Source organism: Photobacterium sp. GJ3, assembly GCF_018199995.1.
In the GTDB taxonomy this organism is placed as follows: Bacteria; Pseudomonadota; Gammaproteobacteria; order Enterobacterales; family Vibrionaceae; genus Photobacterium.
Genome location: NZ_CP073579.1, coordinates 510551 through 531173 on the forward strand (window position 1 = coordinate 510551; position 20623 = coordinate 531173).

18 protein-coding genes and 1 pseudogene are annotated in these 20623 nt (G+C 49.8%); 7 read left to right on the forward strand and 12 right to left on the reverse strand.

The annotated features are described in order from the left end of the window. Window positions 1-90: 90 nt before the first annotated feature. Together gcvH and KDD30_RS19155 are read right to left on the reverse strand one after the other, a co-directional pair. A complete protein-coding gene (gene gcvH, locus KDD30_RS19150) occupies window positions 91-465 on the reverse strand; it encodes a glycine cleavage system protein GcvH (protein ID WP_211651576.1) in 375 nt (124 codons plus the stop codon). Between the two features lie 113 nt (window positions 466-578). Next, window positions 579-1874, reverse strand: coding sequence for a serine hydroxymethyltransferase (locus tag KDD30_RS19155; protein WP_211651577.1), 1296 nt, complete (start codon window positions 1872-1874; stop codon window positions 579-581). Window positions 1875-2432: 558 nt separating this feature from the next. On the opposite strand from KDD30_RS19155, the gene KDD30_RS19160 reads away from it, so the two are divergent. Both KDD30_RS19160 and gcvT read left to right on the forward strand, forming a co-directional pair. Continuing rightward, window positions 2433-3068 carry a helix-turn-helix domain-containing protein gene (locus tag KDD30_RS19160; protein ID WP_211651578.1) on the forward strand — a complete coding sequence of 212 codons (636 nt, stop codon included), beginning with the start codon at window positions 2433-2435 and terminating at the stop codon, window positions 3066-3068. A 224-nt stretch (window positions 3069-3292) separates the two neighbouring features. Continuing rightward, on the forward strand, window positions 3293-4411 hold the full coding sequence (gene gcvT / locus KDD30_RS19165; protein WP_211651579.1) for a glycine cleavage system aminomethyltransferase GcvT: 1119 nt from the start codon (window positions 3293-3295) through the stop codon (window positions 4409-4411). A 127-nt stretch (window positions 4412-4538) separates the two neighbouring features. Here the strand turns inward: gcvT and KDD30_RS19170 are convergent, their stop codons facing one another. Continuing rightward, complete coding sequence (locus KDD30_RS19170; RefSeq protein WP_211651580.1) at window positions 4539-4700, reverse strand: hypothetical protein; 162 nt, start codon at window positions 4698-4700, stop codon at window positions 4539-4541. A 232-nt stretch (window positions 4701-4932) separates the two neighbouring features. After that, window positions 4933-5244 (reverse strand): DUF3081 family protein, encoded by a 312-nt coding sequence (locus KDD30_RS19175; protein ID WP_211651581.1) that lies wholly within the window; start codon window positions 5242-5244, stop codon window positions 4933-4935. Window positions 5245-5480: 236 nt separating this feature from the next. On the opposite strand from KDD30_RS19175, the gene KDD30_RS19180 reads away from it, so the two are divergent. After that, on the forward strand, window positions 5481-6662 hold the full coding sequence (locus KDD30_RS19180) for an amino acid aminotransferase (RefSeq protein WP_211651582.1): 1182 nt from the start codon (window positions 5481-5483) through the stop codon (window positions 6660-6662). Between the two features lie 72 nt (window positions 6663-6734). Here the strand turns inward: KDD30_RS19180 and KDD30_RS19185 are convergent, their stop codons facing one another. From KDD30_RS19185 to KDD30_RS19195, 3 genes are all read right to left on the reverse strand, one after another. Continuing rightward, a complete protein-coding gene (locus KDD30_RS19185; RefSeq protein ID WP_211651583.1) occupies window positions 6735-7745 on the reverse strand; it encodes a sphingomyelin phosphodiesterase in 1011 nt (336 codons plus the stop codon). A gap of 284 nt (window positions 7746-8029) precedes the next feature. Beyond that, complete coding sequence (locus KDD30_RS19190; protein WP_211651584.1) at window positions 8030-8533, reverse strand: hypothetical protein; 504 nt, start codon at window positions 8531-8533, stop codon at window positions 8030-8032. Between the two features lie 103 nt (window positions 8534-8636). Beyond that, window positions 8637-9491, reverse strand: coding sequence for a lipase (locus tag KDD30_RS19195; RefSeq protein ID WP_211651585.1), 855 nt, complete (start codon window positions 9489-9491; stop codon window positions 8637-8639). A gap of 354 nt (window positions 9492-9845) precedes the next feature. Here KDD30_RS19195 and KDD30_RS19200 point away from each other — a divergent pair, with 354 nt between their 5' ends. Further along, on the forward strand, window positions 9846-10499 hold the full coding sequence (locus KDD30_RS19200; protein ID WP_211651586.1) for a hypothetical protein: 654 nt from the start codon (window positions 9846-9848) through the stop codon (window positions 10497-10499). Window positions 10500-10785: 286 nt separating this feature from the next. Further along, entirely contained in the window at window positions 10786-12486 is a 1701-nt protein-coding gene (gene sgrR, locus KDD30_RS19205) for an HTH-type transcriptional regulator SgrR (protein ID WP_211651587.1), read from the forward strand. A 24-nt stretch (window positions 12487-12510) separates the two neighbouring features. Here sgrR and KDD30_RS19210 read toward each other — a convergent pair whose 3' ends face one another. Next, window positions 12511-13743, reverse strand: a complete 1233-nt coding sequence (locus KDD30_RS19210) for a D-alanyl-D-alanine carboxypeptidase family protein (RefSeq protein WP_211651588.1) — start codon at window positions 13741-13743, stop codon at window positions 12511-12513. A 275-nt stretch (window positions 13744-14018) separates the two neighbouring features. Here KDD30_RS19210 and KDD30_RS19215 point away from each other — a divergent pair, with 275 nt between their 5' ends. Further along, window positions 14019-15332: an endonuclease gene (locus KDD30_RS19215; RefSeq protein WP_211651589.1), complete on the forward strand. Its 1314-nt coding sequence runs from the start codon at window positions 14019-14021 to the stop codon at window positions 15330-15332. A 59-nt stretch (window positions 15333-15391) separates the two neighbouring features. On the opposite strand, the gene KDD30_RS19220 is transcribed toward KDD30_RS19215, so the two are convergent. The 3 genes and pseudogenes from KDD30_RS19220 to KDD30_RS19230 all read right to left on the reverse strand — a co-directional run bounded on the left by KDD30_RS19220 (window position 15392) and on the right by KDD30_RS19230 (window position 17629). Further along, window positions 15392-15847 carry a hypothetical protein gene (locus KDD30_RS19220; RefSeq protein WP_211651590.1) on the reverse strand — a complete coding sequence of 152 codons (456 nt, stop codon included), beginning with the start codon at window positions 15845-15847 and terminating at the stop codon, window positions 15392-15394. Next, a pseudogene (locus KDD30_RS19225) lies at window positions 15844-16784 on the reverse strand (ATP-binding cassette domain-containing protein). The gene KDD30_RS19220 and the pseudogene KDD30_RS19225 overlap by 4 nt, the downstream one beginning before the upstream one ends. Beyond that, window positions 16781-17629: an ABC transporter ATP-binding protein gene (locus tag KDD30_RS19230; protein WP_211651591.1), complete on the reverse strand. Its 849-nt coding sequence runs from the start codon at window positions 17627-17629 to the stop codon at window positions 16781-16783. The pseudogene KDD30_RS19225 and the gene KDD30_RS19230 overlap by 4 nt, the downstream one beginning before the upstream one ends. Window positions 17630-17877: 248 nt before the next feature. On the opposite strand from KDD30_RS19230, the gene nhaD reads away from it, so the two are divergent. Continuing rightward, on the forward strand, window positions 17878-19275 hold the full coding sequence (gene nhaD / locus KDD30_RS19235) for a sodium:proton antiporter NhaD (protein WP_371826126.1): 1398 nt from the start codon (window positions 17878-17880) through the stop codon (window positions 19273-19275). 250 nt (window positions 19276-19525) lie between these two features. Here the strand turns inward: nhaD and ltaE are convergent, their stop codons facing one another. Further along, window positions 19526-20530, reverse strand: a complete 1005-nt coding sequence (gene ltaE, locus KDD30_RS19240; protein WP_211651889.1) for a low-specificity L-threonine aldolase — start codon at window positions 20528-20530, stop codon at window positions 19526-19528. Between the last annotated feature and the right edge of the window lie 93 nt (window positions 20531-20623).

Consider the following 20623-nt stretch of genomic DNA (forward strand, 5'->3'; position numbering starts at 1 on the left):
AGTTACTACACATTGCCAGTCAAGTGCCGGCAATGGCGAGAAATCTCTTGGGTGGAAAAACGGCTTTCAATCCGAAAGCCGTGGTGTTCCTTAGTCTTCGATCGTCGCCTGATACTGGTCTTGATCGATCAGCTTGCTCAGTTCTTCAACATCAGCAATCTTGATTTTAGCAATCCAGCCGCCTTCGAACGGTTCTTCGTTGATCAGCTCCGGGCTGTCCGACAGATCTTCGTTGATGGCAACAATTTCACCTGTGACAGGCGCGTAAATATCAGAGGCCGCTTTCACAGACTCAACCAGAGAGAAAGACTCACCGGCTTCAGTGCTATCACCGACTTCAGGCAGGTCTACGAAAACCACATCACCCAGCAGGCCTTGAGCGTGGTCTGTGATTCCCATGGTGATTGTGCCGTCGCCGTTGTCGCGTACCCACTCGTGGCTTTCAGTAAACTTCAGGTTGCTCATTTGAATCTCCTTGCGCAATGTTTCCGCATCTTTTGTTATTTATACCGGCAGGAGCAGGGCTTCCGCCGGTTGATTTCCTTCATCCGCTGCGACGTTAAATCGCAGCTTCCTGATTAATGGTACAGCGGGAAGCGGCTGCACAGCTTTTGGACCTGCTGCTTCACGCGTTGTTCAACTTCACTGTTATCCTCTGGATTTGCCGCCAGGCCATCCAGCACATCACCAATCCATTCACCGATTTGTTTAAATTCGGCTTCACCAAAGCCACGGCTTGTCCCGGCAGGGGTGCCTAAACGAATGCCAGACGTGACCATTGGCTTTTCCGGATCAAACGGAATTCCGTTTTTGTTACAGGTGATGCCAGCGCGCTCCAGCGCTTCTTCAACCTGATTGCCTTTCAGACCCTTCGGACGCAGGTCAACCAGCATCAGGTGTGTGTCGGTGCCGCCTGTGACAATGTCACAACCACGTTCCTGCAGGGTTTCTGCCAGAACTTTGGCGTTGTTGATCACACGCTTGATATACAGCTTGAATTCTGGTTCCAGCGCTTCACCCAGTGCAACGGCTTTACCTGCGATCACATGCATTAGCGGACCACCTTGCAGCCCTGGGAAAACCGCCGAATTAATCTTCTTATTGATGTCTTCGAGGTTGGTCAGAATCATGCCGCCACGAGGACCACGCAATGTTTTGTGCGTTGTTGTTGTCACCACATGTGCATGCGGCAGTGGCGACGGATGTTCACCGGCAGCAATCAGGCCAGCAATATGGGCCATGTCGACCATCAGGTAGGCATCGACTTCATCGGCAATGGCGCGGAATTTTTCGAAATCGACCTGACGCGGAATGGCTGAGCCACCCGCAATAATCATTTTTGGTTTGTGCTCAAGCGCCAGCTCACGAACTTGATCGTAGTCGATATCGCAGCTGCCTTGCTTCACACCATACTGGATGGCATTAAACCATTTACCCGACAGAGCAGGGCGTGCACCGTGTGTCAGGTGACCCCCGGCATCCAGAGACATGCCCAGAATTGTATCGCCCGGTTGCAGCAGCGCCAGCATCACCGCCCCATTGGCCTGTGCGCCAGAGTGTGGCTGAACGTTGACGTATTCGCACTGGAACAGTTGTTTGGCACGTGAAATGGCAATGCGTTCAACTTCATCCACATGTTCGCAACCGCCGTAGTAACGGCGACCTGCGTAGCCTTCTGCATACTTGTTTGTCAGGCAAGTGCCTTGCGCCTGCATCACAGCCTTGGAAACAATGTTTTCGGATGCAATCAGCTCAATTTGCTGGTTCTGGCGGTTCAGCTCTGCGGTAATCCCGGCATTCACGGCTCCATCAACCTCAGCAAGGTTGGTTGAGAAGAACATCTCCAGATCATGGTTTTGGTATGAAGCTTTCATTTCACGTTATCCTCAATTCGCACTCTGAACCGGTGAATCAGCGCGGCTTGCAGAGCGGTGACTATTGTTATCGTCAGTGGTCACGCTTTGGTTTTCAGGTATGCATCTTGGTGTGCTTGCCTAACAAATGCGTAACATACGCTTCTATTGATAACGGATCAATCCGGAATTTCCAATAGTGGATAACTGTTCACTTTAGTGTCCGTAATCTTACGCAAACGTTTGCTTCTTGTCATGTAAATTTCTATGATGTGCACCAACTTTTCGGATTTTTCAGGTGAGTCATTGAACGCTTTAACGTGATTTTGACCCGTGTAATGCCAGAGGTAGCAAGGTTTTCTGGTAAGTTTTGAAATCAGTCCGCGTTTCATTCAGCAACATTGAAATCTGTTTGGAAACCAAAGTTGAAGGATAAATAAGATGATTTTTTGCACAAGGTTTCCTATTGGAAACTAAATCTCAAATTTGATGCATTGGTCATGTTTTTGTTATTGGCTTGCTTTCCTGTTGTGAATGGGGTGTGCCAGAATGTGCACAGAATCGCCATGGAGGGCAAAGATGAACAGTGATGACAATCATGTGGATCCATATCCATCGCTTACGGTAGCCAGGGATCAGGAAAACGACAAAGAATCCATTGAGCCTATGCAGTTAGGAAAGCGTCTGAAAGAGATCAGGATGGCGCACGGGCTGACACTGGAAGAAGCCAGTAAACGGACCGGTCTGGCCCGTTCGACATTGTCTAAGATTGAAAACGAACAGATTTCTCCGACATTTCAGGCGATGCAAAAACTGGCCACAGGGTTGCAGATTGATATTCCGCAACTCTTTGCGCCCCCCAAACAAATTGTTGCGACGGGTCGCCGTGATATCACCCGAAAAGATGAAGGGAAACCGCACCCGACAACAACCTATGAACATGAGCTGCTGGCAACACAGCTCCGAAACAAGAAGATGATGCCGTTCAAGTCACGCGTTCGTGCCCGGCATTTCGAAGATTACCCGGACTGGATTCGCCATGACGGGGAAGAGTTTCTGCTGGTGCTATCTGGCAGCATTACCTTCTTTTCAGAGTTTTATGAACCGGTACAGCTCGGGGAAGGGGATTCGGTGTATTACGACGCGACCATGGGCCACATGCTGGTGTCGGTGAGTGAAGAGGATGCCCAGATTTTGTGGGTGACCGCATCTTAATCAGAGAATCTTTTTAAATAAATCAATAGGGGCATCGGGTTCTGTCGCATTTTGTGACCTGCTCGGTTGAGTGGTTGGAAACTTTGTCTACTATTGGAAACATGAAAACATTTTCGCTACATGCTGTCTTCATGAGAGCAACATCTTCGCAGTGATCGCCTGATTGAGGCCGTCACAAGAATTGATGGAACAACCGCAGTGCGCGGTGAATGGAGTAAAAATCAATGTCTCAGGATCTTCTCGTAACACCTCTGCATGCCCTGCATATTGAAATGGGCGCTAAAATGGTTCCGTTTGCGGGCTATGATATGCCGGTTCAGTACGCACTGGGCGTCCGGAAAGAGCACATTCATTGCCGTGAATCTGCCGGCCTGTTTGATGTGTCGCACATGGGTCAGCTGCGTTTGCATGGTGCGAATGCCGCCAAAGCGCTGGAAGCACTGGTGCCAGTTGACATCATTGACTTGCCTGAAGGTAAGCAGCGCTACGCATTTTTCACCAATGAAGCGGGTGGTATTCTGGACGACCTGATGGTAACCAACTTTGGTGATCACCTGTTTGTGGTTGTGAATGCGGCCTGTAAAGATCAGGATATTGCACACATCAAAGCGCACCTGCCTTCGGATGTCACGCTGGAAGTGATTGAAGATCGCGCGTTACTGGCGCTGCAAGGCCCCAAAGCAGCAGCGGTTCTGGCGCGTTTGAATCCTGCTGCCAGCGAGATGCTGTTTATGGATGCCATCAAGCTGGAGCTTCAAGGGGTTGAATGTTACGTCAGCCGTTCTGGCTACACCGGCGAAGATGGTTACGAAATTTCTGTCCCTTCTGCACAGGCGGAAGCACTGGCGCGTACGCTATTGGGTTATGAGGAAGTGGAATGGATTGGTCTGGGTGCGCGTGATTCGCTGCGTCTGGAGTGTGGCTTGTGTCTGTACGGACATGACATCGACACCACGACAACACCCGTAGAAGCAAGCCTGTTGTGGGGCATCAGCAAACCTCGCCGTGCAGACGGTGAGCGTGCGGGCGGTTTCCCGGGTGCTGATCTGATTCTGAAGCAGATCGAAACCAAAGATGTGGCCCGTAAGCGTGTGGGTTTGATTGGTCAGTCCAAGGCGCCGGTTCGCGAAGGCAGTAAATTGTTTGATGCGAACGATAACGAAATTGGCATTGTCACCAGCGGCACTTTTGGTCCGACCAAAGAAGCACCGGTTGCCATGGCGTATGTCAAAACTGAGTTTGCCACGATTGGTACTGAGATTTTTGCAGAAGTTCGCGGTAAGAAACTGCCAATGACTGTTGAGAAGATGCCGTTTGTCCCGCAACGCTACTACCGCGGTTAATCGGGCACGCTGGCATCATGTGCGGGCATTGCTCAGATGCCTGTTCATGATCTTCTTAAAAGCGGAAAGTTCAGAACGACAAAAGGAGCGCCTAGCGCTCCTTTTGATCTGATGCCGGGTGGTCGTTTTAACTGTCCAGCATGTTATAAGCTGATGTAAACATCAGGCTGAATCCATCCTGAGTGATTTCCTGAGGTGTCAGCTCGGCTGCCTCTAAACGTCGGTAACACTCACTTAAAGCTGCAATCACGCGCTCTTGCTCTTGTTTGTCCAGTAATTCTGCGTTCATTTTATGCTCACTTCTGCTTTTTGCTTTTATTCTTCAGGCTCACATGGCAATACGAAAACCGTGTGAGATGCAGAAAACGCTGTGATTGTCTTTGTTCAGGATGGTGCACAAAGCACATGACAGCTATTTCTGTCGGTTACATAACTTGTGATACAGAATAGTAAGCAAACCGAAAGCCATTGTCAGGCGCAGGTCAAACCTGTTCACTGACAATGACTATCAAAATCAAAGATTAATAACGCTGATTGATGTCGTGCAACTTATTCATGAAACGCTGAATCTGAGTTTCATTGTTATTGTGGAATTCAGAGGTGGTCTGATTGATCACTGTGTCCGGATCTTCATTCAGGGTATGGAAGCGATAGGTGTTGTGGAAGTTCACATCCACACTCACCTGACCATCCGATAAGCTCACGCTGTATCCGTCATAGCTTTCAGTACAGATGATATCTTCCAGTTGCTTGCCATTTTCAACCGTTTTCCCCTGAGTTTTCACTTTCTCATAAACGTTCAGCAGGGTTCGGATATCGACACTGTTTTTCATCTTCTCCTCCCGTTCAAAAACGCCATCCTCCCTTAAATTTAGGTGTTGCTTAGATGCATGCAAGTGAATTTGCAAGGAGGGTTAATCTGGATCAATTCTAGTTGTAACATTTTAATTACAAGGCGTTGTTCAGAAGACGAAACACTTAAGCAGACTATTTCAAAACAAGGTAGTGACCTCTGTAAAAGCGCGTGTTAATTTGAGTGACATCACAATAACTAAACGGAATTTTACTGATGTTCAAGCAGCTTACTGAGGCACAACTCGATCCGATTTTATCCCTGACGCAATTGTTCCGCGCAGATGCCCGTCCAGACAAAATGGATCTCGGCATCGGGGTGTATAAAAACAGTGCCGGCGAAACGCCAATCATGCAGGCCGTGCTGCAAGCCGAGCAACAACTGCTGGATACTCAGAAAACCAAGGCTTATGTCGGCCTGGCCGGAGATGAAGTTTTCAATCAGTCGATGATGGATCTGCTGATTCAGGGCACCTCGGCGCATGGCCGGGCAGCCGCTGTTCAGACACCGGGCGCCAGTGGTGCATTGCGTATGTTGGCCGACCTAATGCGTTTGGCGCAACCGGACACCACGGTCTGGATTTCAAACCCGAGCTATGTGAATCACAAGCCAGTGATGGAAGCTGCGGGTCTGAACGTGAAGTTTTATCCGTATTTTGATCCGGCGACCAAGCAGGTGAATCGTGATGCCATGCTGACAGAACTGGCAAAAGCCGGTCCGAAAGATGTGGTGCTGCTGCATGGTTGCTGCCATAACCCGACGGGTGCCGATATTGCGTTTGAAGACTGGCAGGCGATTACAGAGCTGGCCAATAAGAATGGTTTCCTGCCGTTTGTCGATATCGCTTATCAGGGCTTTGGTGACGGGCTGGAGCAGGATGCAGCCGGACTACGTTATCTGGCTGATCATGTTGAAGAAATGATTGTGGCGACCTCTTGCTCGAAGAATTTCGGTTTGTACCGTGAGCGGACTGGTGCAGCAATCGTGATCAGTGATTCACTGAAAGAAGCCCAGAAGGCGAAAGGCCGTATTTTGCAACTGGCCCGTGCGTCTTACACCATGCCGCCGGATCATGGCGCTGCGCTGGTTGCGACGATTCTGAACGATGAAGCATTAACGGCAACCTGGAAAACAGAGCTGAATGACATGAACCAGCGCCTGTTACGCTTACGTGCCGGACTAACGCAAGCCGTTCGCGATCAGGGTTCGACTGATTTTGACTTCATTGAAAAACACAAAGGCATGTTCTCTGTCACTGGCCTGAGTCCGGAGCAGATTCTGAAGATGCGTGAGCAGTTTGGGATTTATGCCGTGGGCGATGGTCGGATTAATATTGCAGGCTTACAGGAAGACAAGCTGGATTATCTCGCGACAGCACTGCTGAGTGTCAGCAAATAATCAGCCGAGTCTGAAGACGAAAGCTGATGACAGAAGAAGGAGCCGCAGGGCTCCTTCTTTGTTTTAAAAGCGTTATTGTGCCGACGATGGATCCGGAAAAGTGAACATGGCCTGAACCGGATAATGGTCTGACAGATCACTGTAGTAGCCGTTGTGCCAGTATTCACCTTCAGGCAATGGCCATTTGCCTTTCAGATAATGCCAGTACCATTGCTCGTGAGACTGCAGCTTGATCACCTGCATGGCGGTTGGTACTGAAGGTTGCAGGTAATCGCCATGCCACAATACGTAGTCCAGGGTGTCGTTGTAATTCAGAGAATAGCCGTCACGATAGGCCCCGGATTTTGTGACCCAATTATATTTGGCTGAAAAGCTGCCCACCGAGTCATCGGGAAAATTGAGTTTGCTGTGTGTGGTGGCAAGCATGTCCTGAATCTGGTCCTGACGACTCCATTCAACGTTCAAATCACCGGCAATGATGACAGGCTCTGTGGCAGGGATTTGCTCTGCAGTAATAAAGCGTTGCATTTCCGCTAACTGAGCCATCCGCACCGGATGTTCCTTGTCGGGATTATCGGTGCTGGATTGCAAATGCGTGCCGAGCACGTGAAACCGCTGGCCGTTTTTCTCGAGGGTGATATAAGCAAATCCTTTATTGGAATAATAATCCCAGGTGCCTCGCTCACTGGCCTGATAGACATGAGCTTTTTGGCTCAGAATCGGATAGCGGGAGAGAATCGTGACACCCCCGCGAACCACGACAATCGAATTCGAACAGTCACCGGTGAGTGCATCCCAGCCTTTGCCGCTGCAATCCAGGCCGACAACCGGCGTTTGGTAAGGGTAAAGTGTCCCCAATTCACTGAGCATGTTTTCGGAATCTGCGTTATACGCTTCGTTGATGATCAGGACATCCGGTGTGTTACTGAGTGCTTCAATGGCTGACGGAATGCGTTGCGCACGGTTTGCCTGGTCCCAGTCACCAACTGGCAGTTGCATGGTGTTATAAGCCATGACATTCAGGGTTTCTGCATGTGTTGCAGCAGACAGCAGCAAACAGGTTGCGCCTAAAACTTTCTTCATTACTTCTTTCCTGCTTCCGATTGATTTTAGGGGTTCATCTCGAGGAAAGAGCATAGAAGCGAATATGTTAAACCAGTGTGAATCATTAGTGAAACTTGATGCGTACAAGCAAAATTGCCAATCGAAATGAGAAGTGTCTCGAAGAAATTAATTCGTTGAACGCAGGTAAAATTCCAGCGAGGTGCAGTAAAGACAGGCCGTGATGCATTGGGTTCAAAGGCGCTGGGACAGGCTGTTCCGGAAGGCGGCTGGGCCCGCTGACCGAATCGGTGCAGGCCGAACGATCAGCACTGCCAGATCTGGGGAGCGAGTGTCGCCGCCTGAGTCGTCAGCCATGCGGTCATGGCGTGTTCGAGTGCTTGCTGATTGGGCAGAGGAAAAGCACAAACATCACTGATCAGAACATGATCCGGTACATCCGGATGGGTGAATAACATACCGCAAGCAACAGGTTTGCTCTGAAAAAATCCAACGAATAATTGTGCCGGGCTGGATTCATCCAGCATGATTTGAGTCAGAAACTCAATGATGGCTTCAGCATCCTGTTCGTCCCACTGGCTCGCCTGAACCAAGGCATAACGGATAGTCAGCGGGTGACAATCCACCGGATAAATGCTCAGCAGTGATTGTGGGGGTGTGGCAGGTGCTGGCTGGAAAGGAACGGTATTTGGTGCTTGTTGTGTGGTCTGATATAAGGCCAGTCCTTGTTTGCTGAGTGGTGTCGGAAACTCAGCTTCCGTGATGTGACTGCCCATCCAGGCGTTTTTCAGTGTAATTAATTGAGTCACTTGAGCATGCATAGGTATTGGCTTCTTCTGAATTCAGCCCCAAACATACAGGAAAGCGCTGCACGAGGGTATGCTAAATTGCTGAAAAAAGATCATTCAAGGCTCAATGTTTATCGAAGTAGTCTTTATTGCGGATATATTTATGCATGTAATGATAAGTGATCGGCCTGAGAAGCCAACTGACTAAAGATTTGTACAGTCGGTTTGGCGTCGAAATGTTGTCATAGATTTTTTCATTGTGAAGCCACAGCATTTTTCCCACATGCCAGTACAGCAGTGGAATCGCCGGTAAGAAAGTGACGATATCCAGATCGCAGCAAATCCTGTAAGTGCAGTGCTGATAGCTGTACGCCTGTTTAAAGCTCCAGAAGCCTGCGGCGGGTTGTCCGAAGGTCACAATCCGTTTGATTGCGTCCGGAAACTCGAGGCCAAGCCGCTCTGCGGTTAATACCGCCATGGCACCGCCCGAGGAGTGACCCGTTAAAGACACGCGTTTTCCCTGCTGGATCAGCGGCGCTAACGTGTTTCGGATTTGCTGGTATAAGGACTCCGCCTGAAAGTGGCGTGCATCGGTTGCCTGAAGGAAGTCGGCTTCCTGAGATGTCGACATGGACGGACGCAATTGCTCATAAGGATTGCTATCGACTTTGCTGCTTTGCTGAAGTAAATAGTGGTAGCCCCAATGCACATGATAAGGGCGTTTACCGCTGATCATTTTTTTGGGAAAACAGGCAAAATTGAGCAGCCAGTCCCACAGATTCTGCGACCCTTTAAAGACAACTATCACCTCGTTTTTCTGACCCCATAAGACCCGGATGATGGTGCGTCCCCAGCGGTCTGTGATATCGCGCCTGCCTTCGGTCTCGAAGCCATATTGGGTATGGTCAAAATCCGCGGGGTAGGCTTCCCGGCACAGGATTGCATAGCGCTCGTACTGATAGCGTTTAAGTTTCTTCATATCTGCCGGAAGGGATACCTCTGAATCACAATTCACTTCTGCAGCCTAAGTTGTGAATATCGCAAATTCATGACAATGCGGTGCTCCGAAAAATTTTGTCTACACTTGAGCCAGAGCGCGGTGGCAAAAATATGAATGTCGTCAATCAGTAAGCGCATCAGATGAGTTTCAGAGAACAAGCCTATGCATGCTTGTTTTTTGTTCAAGATGCTGTCATTTTGTGTGGGTAAGCTATGCGTATCAGGTATTGTGCGTATGATGCGCCTGACTGTTGAGGGCATACAATCTGGGTGCGGCGCCCGGGATGTTACAAGGACAATTGTGATTGAGAAGCCAATTTTAGGAGAATGACTGATGGACAACGGTTTACAAAAGGCTTTAGAACAACAGTGGACTTCACCGGTATTTGACCCGACTGCTTATTTCAAACCCGTGGAAACCTGGATGCAGGTCCACCGTGTTTGGGAATCGATCGCAGCCAAGCAGTTCAAAGCAGCAACACATGACAGTTTCGACAACGCGCTGAAAAATATTGAAGCAGCAGACAAAGCCTTTCATGAAAAGGTGCAGCAGACGAAAGAGCAGGGACTGGTATTTCCTTTCGATATGATGCAGCTGGCCAGCGACAATATGGTTGCGGGCTGGAATGCCGTCACGGGTCTCACTGCAGAAAGTTCGGTTGAGCAGATTGAGCTCCTGGAAGATGCACTGGCTCAGAAAACCGTGGAATGTGAGAAAGCCCTGAAGGCGAAACAGACAGCACAGCGGAATCAGCGGAAAGCCAAAACTGATCTGGATGCTGCCAATGAAAAGCTGAAAGCATTGAATGAGGATCTGAAGGCATCTAAAACCGAACTCGATTCTGAAAAGAAATCGGTGAAAAAGCTTCAGTCTGAATGGCTGACAGAGCAGCAAAAGCTCATCAAAGAAAATGATCTGCTGAAGCAGCAGGTGGCTGAATTACAGCAAAAGCAAGCGGCGTTAGCGAAAGTTTCAGACGCCTCATGATATTCCACGATACGTCAAAAAGAGTGAAGGGCGCCCTCGGGCGCTTTTTTTGTGGTTCGGATACGTGCAGAAAGGGCAACCGGACAGGCACTCAGGCGCTGAATATCGGGGGAAAGCATCCATCCTGACCGGTTGCCAGAAACCGAAAAACGACGGAGTAAGTCGCTCATTTCCGGATGGAAATTCAGCTGTCCGCAGTCGCACGCCGGTTTCATGGTGATTCAATTTAGACTAAAATAGGGAAACAAAAAATTGAACAGTTGAAACAAAAAGGTTCCTCTTTTTTATGAGCGGTCAGCGCCTTAAAACTCAATTTCAGCGTCTTTACACCCATTTTTCCGGTCAGGACAGCGATACAAACCTCCAGGATATCTCCGAAATATTGTTCTGTACGCGGCGCAATGTGCGGATGGTCATCAATAAAATGGTGGATAAGGGCTGGATTGAATGGGAGCCGGCGATCGGCCGGGGAAAGCAGTCCCGCTTGGTTTTCCAGAGCACAGATACCGAACTTCAGTATCATCATGCCCGCAAGCTGGTCGCTGATGGCAAGCTGGAACCGGCACTGGAGGCGCTGGGGAACGATGCCAACCGGCTGGCACAGCTGATTCAGGAGCAGCTTGGGCTGACCACGCAGAAAGGACGGCAGATTGTCCGGGTGCCTTACTATCGGGCGTTTACCAATCTGAATCCGCTCCGGCCATTGCGCCGTTCCGAGCAGCATCTGGTCCGGCAGATTTTCAATGGCCTGACCCGGATGAATGAGGAAAAAGAGGAAGTGGAGGGCGATCTGGCCCATCACTGGGAATCATTTACGCCGCGGCACTGGCGATTTTATCTGCGTCCGGCGGTTCGTTTTCATGACGGCAGTCTGCTGGACAGCCAGGATGTGTTAGCCAGCCTTGAACGGCTGAAATCACATCGCTTATTCCGTCATCTGGAGACCATTACTTCACCGTTCCCGAACACCATTGATATTCGTTTAAGTCATGATGATCGGCGGTTGCCCGATTTGCTGACGAACATTATGGCCGTCATTCAGCCCGCAATGCTGGATGAAGCCAGAGAAGCCGAACTGTTTCCTGTCGGCACCGGGCCTTATAAAGTGGTTAAGAATGATAAACAGCGATTGATTCTGGAAGCCTTTGATCAATATTTTGGATTCAGAGCGCTGATTGATGTGGTTGAAATCTGGATTCTGACTGGCGTTACAGCGTGCTACCTGCAACCCAGCACGGATAAAATCGCCACACCGGTTAATGAAGTGCCCGAGCGGTTAACGCTCGATGAAGGCTGTAATTATCTGCTGATGAATCGGGTGAACGGTCTGGCCAGTGATCCGGAATGGCTGGCTTATTTCCAGAGCCGGCTTGGCCCGGTGCCTTTATTGTCGCGGATGCACCCCGGCGAAATTGGCGAAATCCGGTTGATCAATGCCTATGGTCTTTTACCGGGCTGGACAGACACCAATCCGCTTATTTCACCAGCGCCGATCCCGGCAAAGCGCATGGTTACCCTGGCATTTCCGCAGCATCACCCGGTTTATCATGAAGTCGCCAGAGCCATCGAAAGTGTGCTGGCTGAAGATGGCTTACGCCTGAAAGTCATGGAAATGAGCAATACAGATGTCCTGATGGGGAAACATGCGGAAAAGATTGATCTCTGGCTGAATGGTATGAGTATGAGCCATCACAGGGATGATGCATTTCTGGCATGGTTTTATAGCTTTGACCATATTTCCCGTGTGATGCCAGAAACAGAATTTGAAGCACTGGATCAACAAGTGGTTCACTGGCGGGCAATGGCGTCGCAGCCTTGTCCGAGCCATGACATTGGTTCGATTCTGGTTCGCAGCGGGCAGGTGATTCCGCTGTTTCATGCCTGGCTGGGCGTGAACAGTGCCGGGCCAGTGCAAGGCATGGAGCCAAATTCGATGGGATGGTTTGATTTCAAATCGGTATGGCTCAAACCGGGGTCAACATCCTGACCCCGGCAGATGAGGAAAGCTAAGTTATTGGGTGGTTTTCATGGTGGGTTGATCATCCCTGGGAACCCAGTCTTGCTCACTGAACCAGTTTCCAATCGGACGCCAGACAGTATCCAGAATGGATTTATACCAGGGGGCTTTTTCAGAGGCTTCTGCGGCTAAAATGGGCTGGACGGTGATCAGGCTGTCCCCCATATACCATTCGACTTTACCAACCTGCTGACCTTTGGCAATCGGGGCTTCAAGGTTACTGTTATAAAACACCTGATGCGCTAAATTGGTCCGCTGACGCCGGGGTACGGTAATCACACCGCCATCCCCCAGTTCGACCTGAACATTCGAAGGCGAACCGTACCAGACTCTGGCTTTTTTCAGCGTTTTGCTATCAAATTTCGGATTGAGGTCCTGATAAAACCGGAAACCCCAGGTCAGAAGTTTTTTGCTTTCATTTCTGCGCGCGTTGACATCTTCAGTGCCTAACACCACCGCAATGAGCCGCATGTCACCCTGAATCGCAGAAGAAACCAGGCTATAGCCTGCTTCTTTGGTGTATCCGGTTTTTACCCCGTCTGCATTCAGGCTGGCATCCCAGAGCAGCGGGTTCCGGTTGCCCTGTTTGATGTTGTGGTAGGTAAAGGATTTCAGTTTGAACAACGCATAGATGTCCGGCATGTCCTGAATCAGGGCCCGGGTCAGCAAAGCCATGTCGTAAGCCGATGTAGACTGAGAGTCACTGTCCAGCCCGTGCGGATTCGTGAAGTAGGTATTTTTCATCCCGATTCTTTCCGCTTCGCGATTCATCATTTCAATAAACGCTGAAGAATGTCCGGCGATATGCTCTGCCAGTGCAACAGTGGCATCGTTCCCGGAAGAAATAATGACACCGTGGTTCAAATCATCAACCGTGACTTCATCCCCAACGTTCAGGAACATGATTGAAGAACCGGGGAATTTTTTCCCCCAGGCATTTTCACTGATCACAACTCTGTCATCCTGATGAATATGCCCGGCTTTCAATTCCTTTCCGACGATATAAGTGGTCATGATTTTGACAAGGCTGGCGGGGGCGTGAGGCTTGTTTTCATCACTTCCGGCAATGACCTGGCCGGATTCATAGCTCATCAGAACCCAGGCATCTGCCGCAATCTCAGGCGGACTCGGCATGATCGTCTCATCCGCCTTTGCAGGCGATAACCAGAAAACCGGCAGGCTAAAAGCCCAGCACAGCACAGCGGGTTTTAAGCACGTTTTCTTCATATTCCAGTGTCCCCATCGGATGACGTCGACTTACTTTCAGCTTAGTCAAAACTCTGTTCCTGAGGATAATTTTTACGTGGGCAGCTAACATGAAAGTCACAGGAAAACTTACTCCGATGCATGTCATCATTGATGGATACGCAGATTGTTATTTCTTGATTCATGTATCAAAAAGCAATCAAGGTTTTCATGCATTTCTTTGCGTTTTGCGATAAATGTGTAACTTTATCGCTGCACAATCATGTCATGACACCGGATGAAAGGAACCAACGGCCATGAAACGCAACGCAATTTTGCTGGGATTACTGACTTTGGGAACGGCGGCAAATGCATATGCCGAGATCAGCAATGGTGATTTTGAAGACTGGAATCAAACCGGTGCGATTGGCTGGACGACGGTCGACTCAGGCATTCGTCTTCGTGAAACCAATCAGCAAGTACGTTCCGGCAATCGGGCGGCTGAGGTTACGGTGATGACGGGAGCGCAGGAGACAACGGATTTGCGCCAACGTATTCAGGTGACTGCGGGCCAGACGTATGACTTTTCAGTCTGGGTCTTACATACCGAAGGGCAGGTGGCGGCCCGTCTTTATGTGGATGGTTATCAGGGCTACTCATTGCCTGCGAATACAGGCCAGTGGCAGCAGCTAACGTATCGTTATACCGCGTCTGTGAGTCAAACCATCGAAATTGGACTGCGGTTCTACGATCAGCCGGGATTTGACGGCGCTGAAGTGGTTTATGTGGATCAGTTTTCACCCGCTGAAAACGCAGGAGAAGCAGGGAATCCACCGGCGTCGGGCAACGGGATTGAAAACCTGTCGAGCGACTACCAAAGTGCAGCCGGATTGAGTGGCTATGCGCTTAAAACAGCGCTTCATCAGATCATTCAGAATCACAGCGTACAGAGTTATGGCGATCTCTGGACCTTTTATTACTCCGGCGACCTTGATTCGAGTTATGAAAAAGACGGCAGTATTCTGGATATATACTCCGAAAAGCCTGCCGGGGCAGATACTTTCAGTTTCTCTCCAGGTAATGATCAGTGTGGCAGCTATCGCGGAGAAGGGGACTGCTATAACCGCGAACACAGCTTTCCCCGCAGTTGGTTTGGCGGGGCCGTCAGCCCGATGAATACGGATGTCCACCATATTTTCCCGACCGACGGTTATGTGAATTCGAAACGGAGCAGTTATCCTTATGGCGAAGTGATCAGCGCCGTTTATACTTCATCGAATGGTTCGAAATTAGGTGCAGCACGCGCAGGATTAGGCTACACCGGCACGGTCTTCGAACCGATTGATGACTTCAAAGGGGATATTGCCCGTGCCTATTTTTATATGGCGACCCGTTATCAGAATGTGATTGCCGGATGGGAGTCACAAAGTAATTTTGGCGATGCAGTTCTGGATGGCAGCCGCGATCAGGTTTTTGAAGACTGGTTTTTAGCCATGTTATTAGACTGGCATCAGCAGGATCCGGTCAGCCAGAAAGAAAGGATTCGGAACGAGGCTGCATATCTGTTTCAGGGGAACAGGAATCCCTTTGTCGATTACCCGGCATTTGCGGCCGAGATTTGGGAAGACTGAATTTTGTCTCAGTGGCGCAGGACCAGAATCGGTCCTGCGCTCGTCGGGTTTGCCTTCTTTTAAGGCTGCTGATAGGCCAGATTCAGATGGTTCTGACCTGACATAAATGCCACATGTAAATCAATCAGATGTTTCGATTCTTCTAACCACTTTTCATTATGTTGGTGCTGGCAAAACTCAGACATGGCCACAACCAGTCGATCCAGTTTTTTCAGCGCCCAGCGTCTTGCATCCGGCTGAAGTGACGTTTCAGTACTCATTGCCTGTAATTTGGCATAGGCAAACTGGAGATAGTTGTAACCCTGATCGGCATCGCCGAGATCGGTGTAATAGATACTGAGCCGCTGACAGGCGTCTAACCAGTAAGCCAGCGCTTCGCTGTCATGCGGCGTTTCGAGTTGCATAAATACACTGTCTGGTACCCGATGCACGCTACGGCGCAGAATATCAATATCCCGGTGATTGCCGCGCTCGTACCAGGCTTTGAGGTCGGTTAACCAGATGTTCAGATTCATGCGACTTGCTCCTGTGTGTGATCATAGTGGGCAACAAAGTGGTTGTCGCCAATTTGACGATATCCAGCAATGGATTGAAGGCTGAACTGACGAATTTTTTCAGCATCCAACGCATAATTGGGTTCATGATCCACCAATTGCTGGAAGGGGAGGTCCGGATTTGGCATTGCTGAGATCAGCAATTGAGTATAGGGGTGCGTGGGTTGGCGAAGAATGGCTTGTGTGTCACCCCGCTCAACAATTTTCCCGCGATACATCACCGCCGTTTCTTCAGCGATGTAATGTGCTGTTGCCAGATCGTGTGTGATATATAAGAAACCAATCCCCAGTTTTTGTTTCATTTCTTTCATCAGATTCAGAACCCCAAGCGAATTGAAACATCCAGCATGGAGGTGGGTTCATCGGCCAGAATCACCTTCGGATTGACCGCTAAAGCTCTGGCTAAATTGACCCGTTGTCTTTGCCCACCGCTGAGCTGGTGCGGATATTTGGTTAAATCATCGACGGGCAGTTCAACTTGCGTCATCAGGGATGCCAGCTTGTCACGAAGACCGGATTGACTGACCTGCTTGTGGATCAATAAGGGCCGGGTGAGATGATGAGCGATGGTATGCGTGGGATTCAGAGAGCCGAACGGATCCTGAAAAATCATTTGCACCTGATTTCTATATGCTAGCAGTTGCTTACGAGATTCAATGGTCCGGATATCCTGACCATGAAAGAGAATTTCACCGGAAGTCGGGGCGTGTACTTTGGTGATCAGGCGGGCACAGGTACTTTTTCCGCATCCGGATTCACCGACAAGCGCCAGTGTCCGGCCAGCATGAAGCTGAAAACTGACATCATCAAGCGCCCGAAAAGTATCTGAATGGCTGAAGCCTCCGCCAGACTGGAAATCTTTGACGATATGCTTGAGTTCAATGACGGGCCGGCTCATGCGTTGCACTCCTCTGGGGTGGTGTGTGATGGCGTCGCCTTAAGATGATGGATATCCGGGAATGATGCCCACAGTTGCTGAGTGTAGGCATGCTGTGGGTTTTCCCGAATGGCGCGGGCTGTATTGATCTCAACAATCTGCCCCTGGCGCATCACGGCAATGCGATCACACAGCTGGGTCATCAGCGCTAAATCATGGGTAATAAACAGAATCGAAAAATCAAACTCACTGCGCAATTGGTAGATTTGCTGCAGGATTTCACGTTGAACAACGACATCCAATGCGGTGGTCGGCTCATCCATAATGATGAGCTTGGGATTCAGGCTGAGTGCAATTGCAATGACCAGACGCTGACGCATGCCACCGCTGAACTGGTGTGGGTAATCTGAAAGCCTTTCCGGTGGAATATTCACCAGCTGTAAGAGTTTTTCTGCTTTGGCGACCGCCTGTGCTTGCGTATAGCCCAGATGATGTCGCATCACATCGCAAAACTGTTCCCGAACGGGGAGTACCGGGTTCAGCGAGTTCATGGCACTTTGAAATACCATGGCAATGTCTTTCCAGCGAATGGCCCCCATGGCACGGTCAGACAAGGTGAGCAAATCCTGATTCTGGAAGCGGATCTGACCATTGGTGATCAGTGCGGGTGGCTTATGCAGCCGGTTGATTGCAAAGGCAATGGTACTTTTTCCGCAGCCTGATTCACCAGCCAGCCCAAAAATTTCGCTTTTGCCAATATCAAAACTGACACGATTCACCGCCGTAAAGTCTCCTTTATCGGTGATGTACGTCACTTCCAGATCCCGGACTTCAAGCAATGGTTCCGGGTGAAAAGCCTGTTCCATCATTCTCTCCACAAAAATAACAAACAAAAAATAAGAATAGAAATTATTATCATTTGTGTTTGCTGTAAAGATCAAATCAGGGATTAGTGATCCGTGTAGGGAATTTTTTCTGATTTTTCATCTCATTATTATCGGCTTGAACCAAACTGTATGTAACGAAACAGTGTGTTTTTAAAGCAGTGGGTTGTCTCAGGGAGTCGAGCATGCGAGTAGGGCTGAGTATTTTTGTTTTGTTTTTTGGTCTGGCGATGCTGCCATGGACGGCACAGGCCAGTACGGGATCCGGAGGACTGGATTTAACGCAAACCTCTTTTGGCTATCTGGCGATTGTGATTTTTGTGGTTGCTTATGGATTAGTGATGGCTGAAGAATACATTCAGCTACCGAAATCTAAGCCGATGTTGCTCGCAGCGGGTTTGATCTGGATCCTGGTCGGCTGGGCCTATAAAGAGCAGGGAATGTTAGATGTCGCCCACACTGCTTTAGAGCACAACCTCCTTGAATATGCGGAACTGATGCTTTTTTTGCTGGTGGCCATGACCTACATCAGCGCGATGGATGAACGTCGTTTGTTTGACGGACTGCAAGGCTGGATGGTCAGCAAAGGGTTTCACTTTCAATCCTTATTCTGGCTGACAGGCTTCCTTTCTTTTTTCATTTCTCCGATCGCCGATAACCTGACAACGGCGCTGCTGATGTGTGCCGTGGTGATGAAAGTCGGGGGCGATAACACCCGGTTTATCAATCTGTCGTGTATCAACATCGTGATTGCTGCCAACGCAGGGGGCGCATTTAGCCCGTTTGGTGATATCACCACCCTGATGGTCTGGCAGGCAGGGTTGGTCCGTTTTACTCAATTCTTTGAACTGTTTGTCCCTGCGTTGGTGAATTACCTTGTGCCAGCGTTGGTGATGTCTTTCTTCGTACCCCGGACGAAGCCGGAAACCGTCAGTGAGTTCGTTGAACTCAAGCGAGGCGCGAAACGAATCGTTGGCCTGTTTCTGCTCACCATCATGACAGCCGTGGCTTTTCATACCTATCTGCATTATCCGCCGGTGATGGGCATGATGATGGGGATGGCGTATCTGTCGATTTTTGGTTTTTATCTTCAGAAGACTTTGCCGCGTTCACTGGAGAAAAAGCGAATGGCAGCCCTTGCGAAGAATGATAATGCTGCATTAGAACGATTAGGCTCCGTTGTCCCCTTTGATGTTTTTCGTCGGATTTCAATGGCGGAATGGGACACCTTGCTGTTCTTCTATGGGGTGGTGATGTGTGTGGGTGGCCTGAGCTTGCTGGGCTATCTGAGTGTGGCATCTCACATCATGTATACCCAGTGGGATCCGGTGTGGGCCAATATTATGGTCGGAGTCTTGTCGGCCATTGTCGATAACATTCCGGTGATGTTTGCGGTCTTAACCATGAATCCGGATATGTCGATTGACAACTGGTTACTGGTGACTTTAACGGCCGGTGTCGGCGGCAGTCTCTTATCTATTGGATCGGCAGCGGGCGTCGCGCTGATGGGCGCGGCCCATGGCCGGTATACCTTCTTCGGACACCTGAAATGGACGCCTGTGATTGCACTGGGGTATATCCTGAGCATTGTGGTACACCTGATGTTGAATGGCGCTGAATTGGGTTGAGTCATGATGAGAGTGCGGCTGAAAAATAAAAGATTTGTTCGAAGCGATTCATGAGTTTCTGGTGAATCTGACGTTTGCAGCCGTCGTGATTCATGTCATCGCGATTGGGGGAGCCGTCAAAACTGACCGGAAATCGTTACCTGAAAGGTATGGTGACCGGACGAAGAAATTAGGTTGAGCGGGTGCCGTTTTTCAGCGGAAGACAATCGGGGAATCTGCCGCATTGCATTGAATGCGGCAGTGGCGCGCTTTATTGCGCATCTTTCAGAGATGTAATCAGGTGATCAATATCTTCCCGGCTGACATCCAGGTGCGTGACGAAACGCATCGGATTTCCGGCACTGATCAGAATCCCTTTGGATTTCAGAATTTCGGCCAAGGCTTTCGGCTCGATCGTTTCATGCAGCTTTGCGAATACGATATTGGTGTCGACAAGCGCTGGCTTGGTGCTGAATCCCGGAACTGTGTTGAGCTGCTCGGCCAGATAGCGGGCATTCTCATGATCTTCTTTCAGCCTTGCTGCGTTCTCTTGCAGGGCAATTTTACCGGCGGCAGCCAGAATACCAGCCTGACGCATGCCACCTCCCAGCACTTTACGCCAGCGGCGTGCTTTTTGAATCAGTGACTGATTGCCCAGCAGCAGCGATCCGACGGGCGCGCCTAATCCTTTGGACAGACAAATGGTGAAGGAATCGAAGTATTTCACAATCTCGGTAATATCAACGTCCAGTGCAGCGGCTGCATTGTAAACCCGTGCCCCGTCCAGATGCAGCGACAGGCCGTGTTGATCGACAAAGGCTCTTGCTTCGGCCAGATAAGATAACGGAAGCACTTTGCCATTGATGGTGTTTTCTAAACTCAGTAGCTTTGTGCGGGCGAAATGGCTGTCTTCCGGTTTGATAGCCGCAGCCAGCTTATCAAAGGGCAGCGTACCGTCCGGCAGATTCTCAATGGGCTGTGGCTGAATTGAGCCCAGGACCGCCGCACCGCCACCTTCAAATTTGTAGTTGTGCGCCTGCTGACCGCACAGGTATTCATCACCACGTTCGCAGTGCGCCATGAGGCCGAGCAGGTTGGCTTGGGTGCCCGAGGTGCAAAACAGGGCGGCTTCAAATCCATGTCGTTCTGCAGCCCATTGTTCCAGTTCGTTGACCGTTGGATCGTCTCCGTAAACATCGTCACCGACTGCCGCAGCAGCGATGGCTTGCCGCATCGCGGCGGAAGGTCTTGTGACGGTATCTGAGCGAAAATCAATTGCGTGTACTGAAGCGGGAGAAAGGTTGTCTGTCATTGCGATTCATCCATTATTACGCGCTCAGAAAGCGGTTTTTTCCAAAAAAAAGACTAT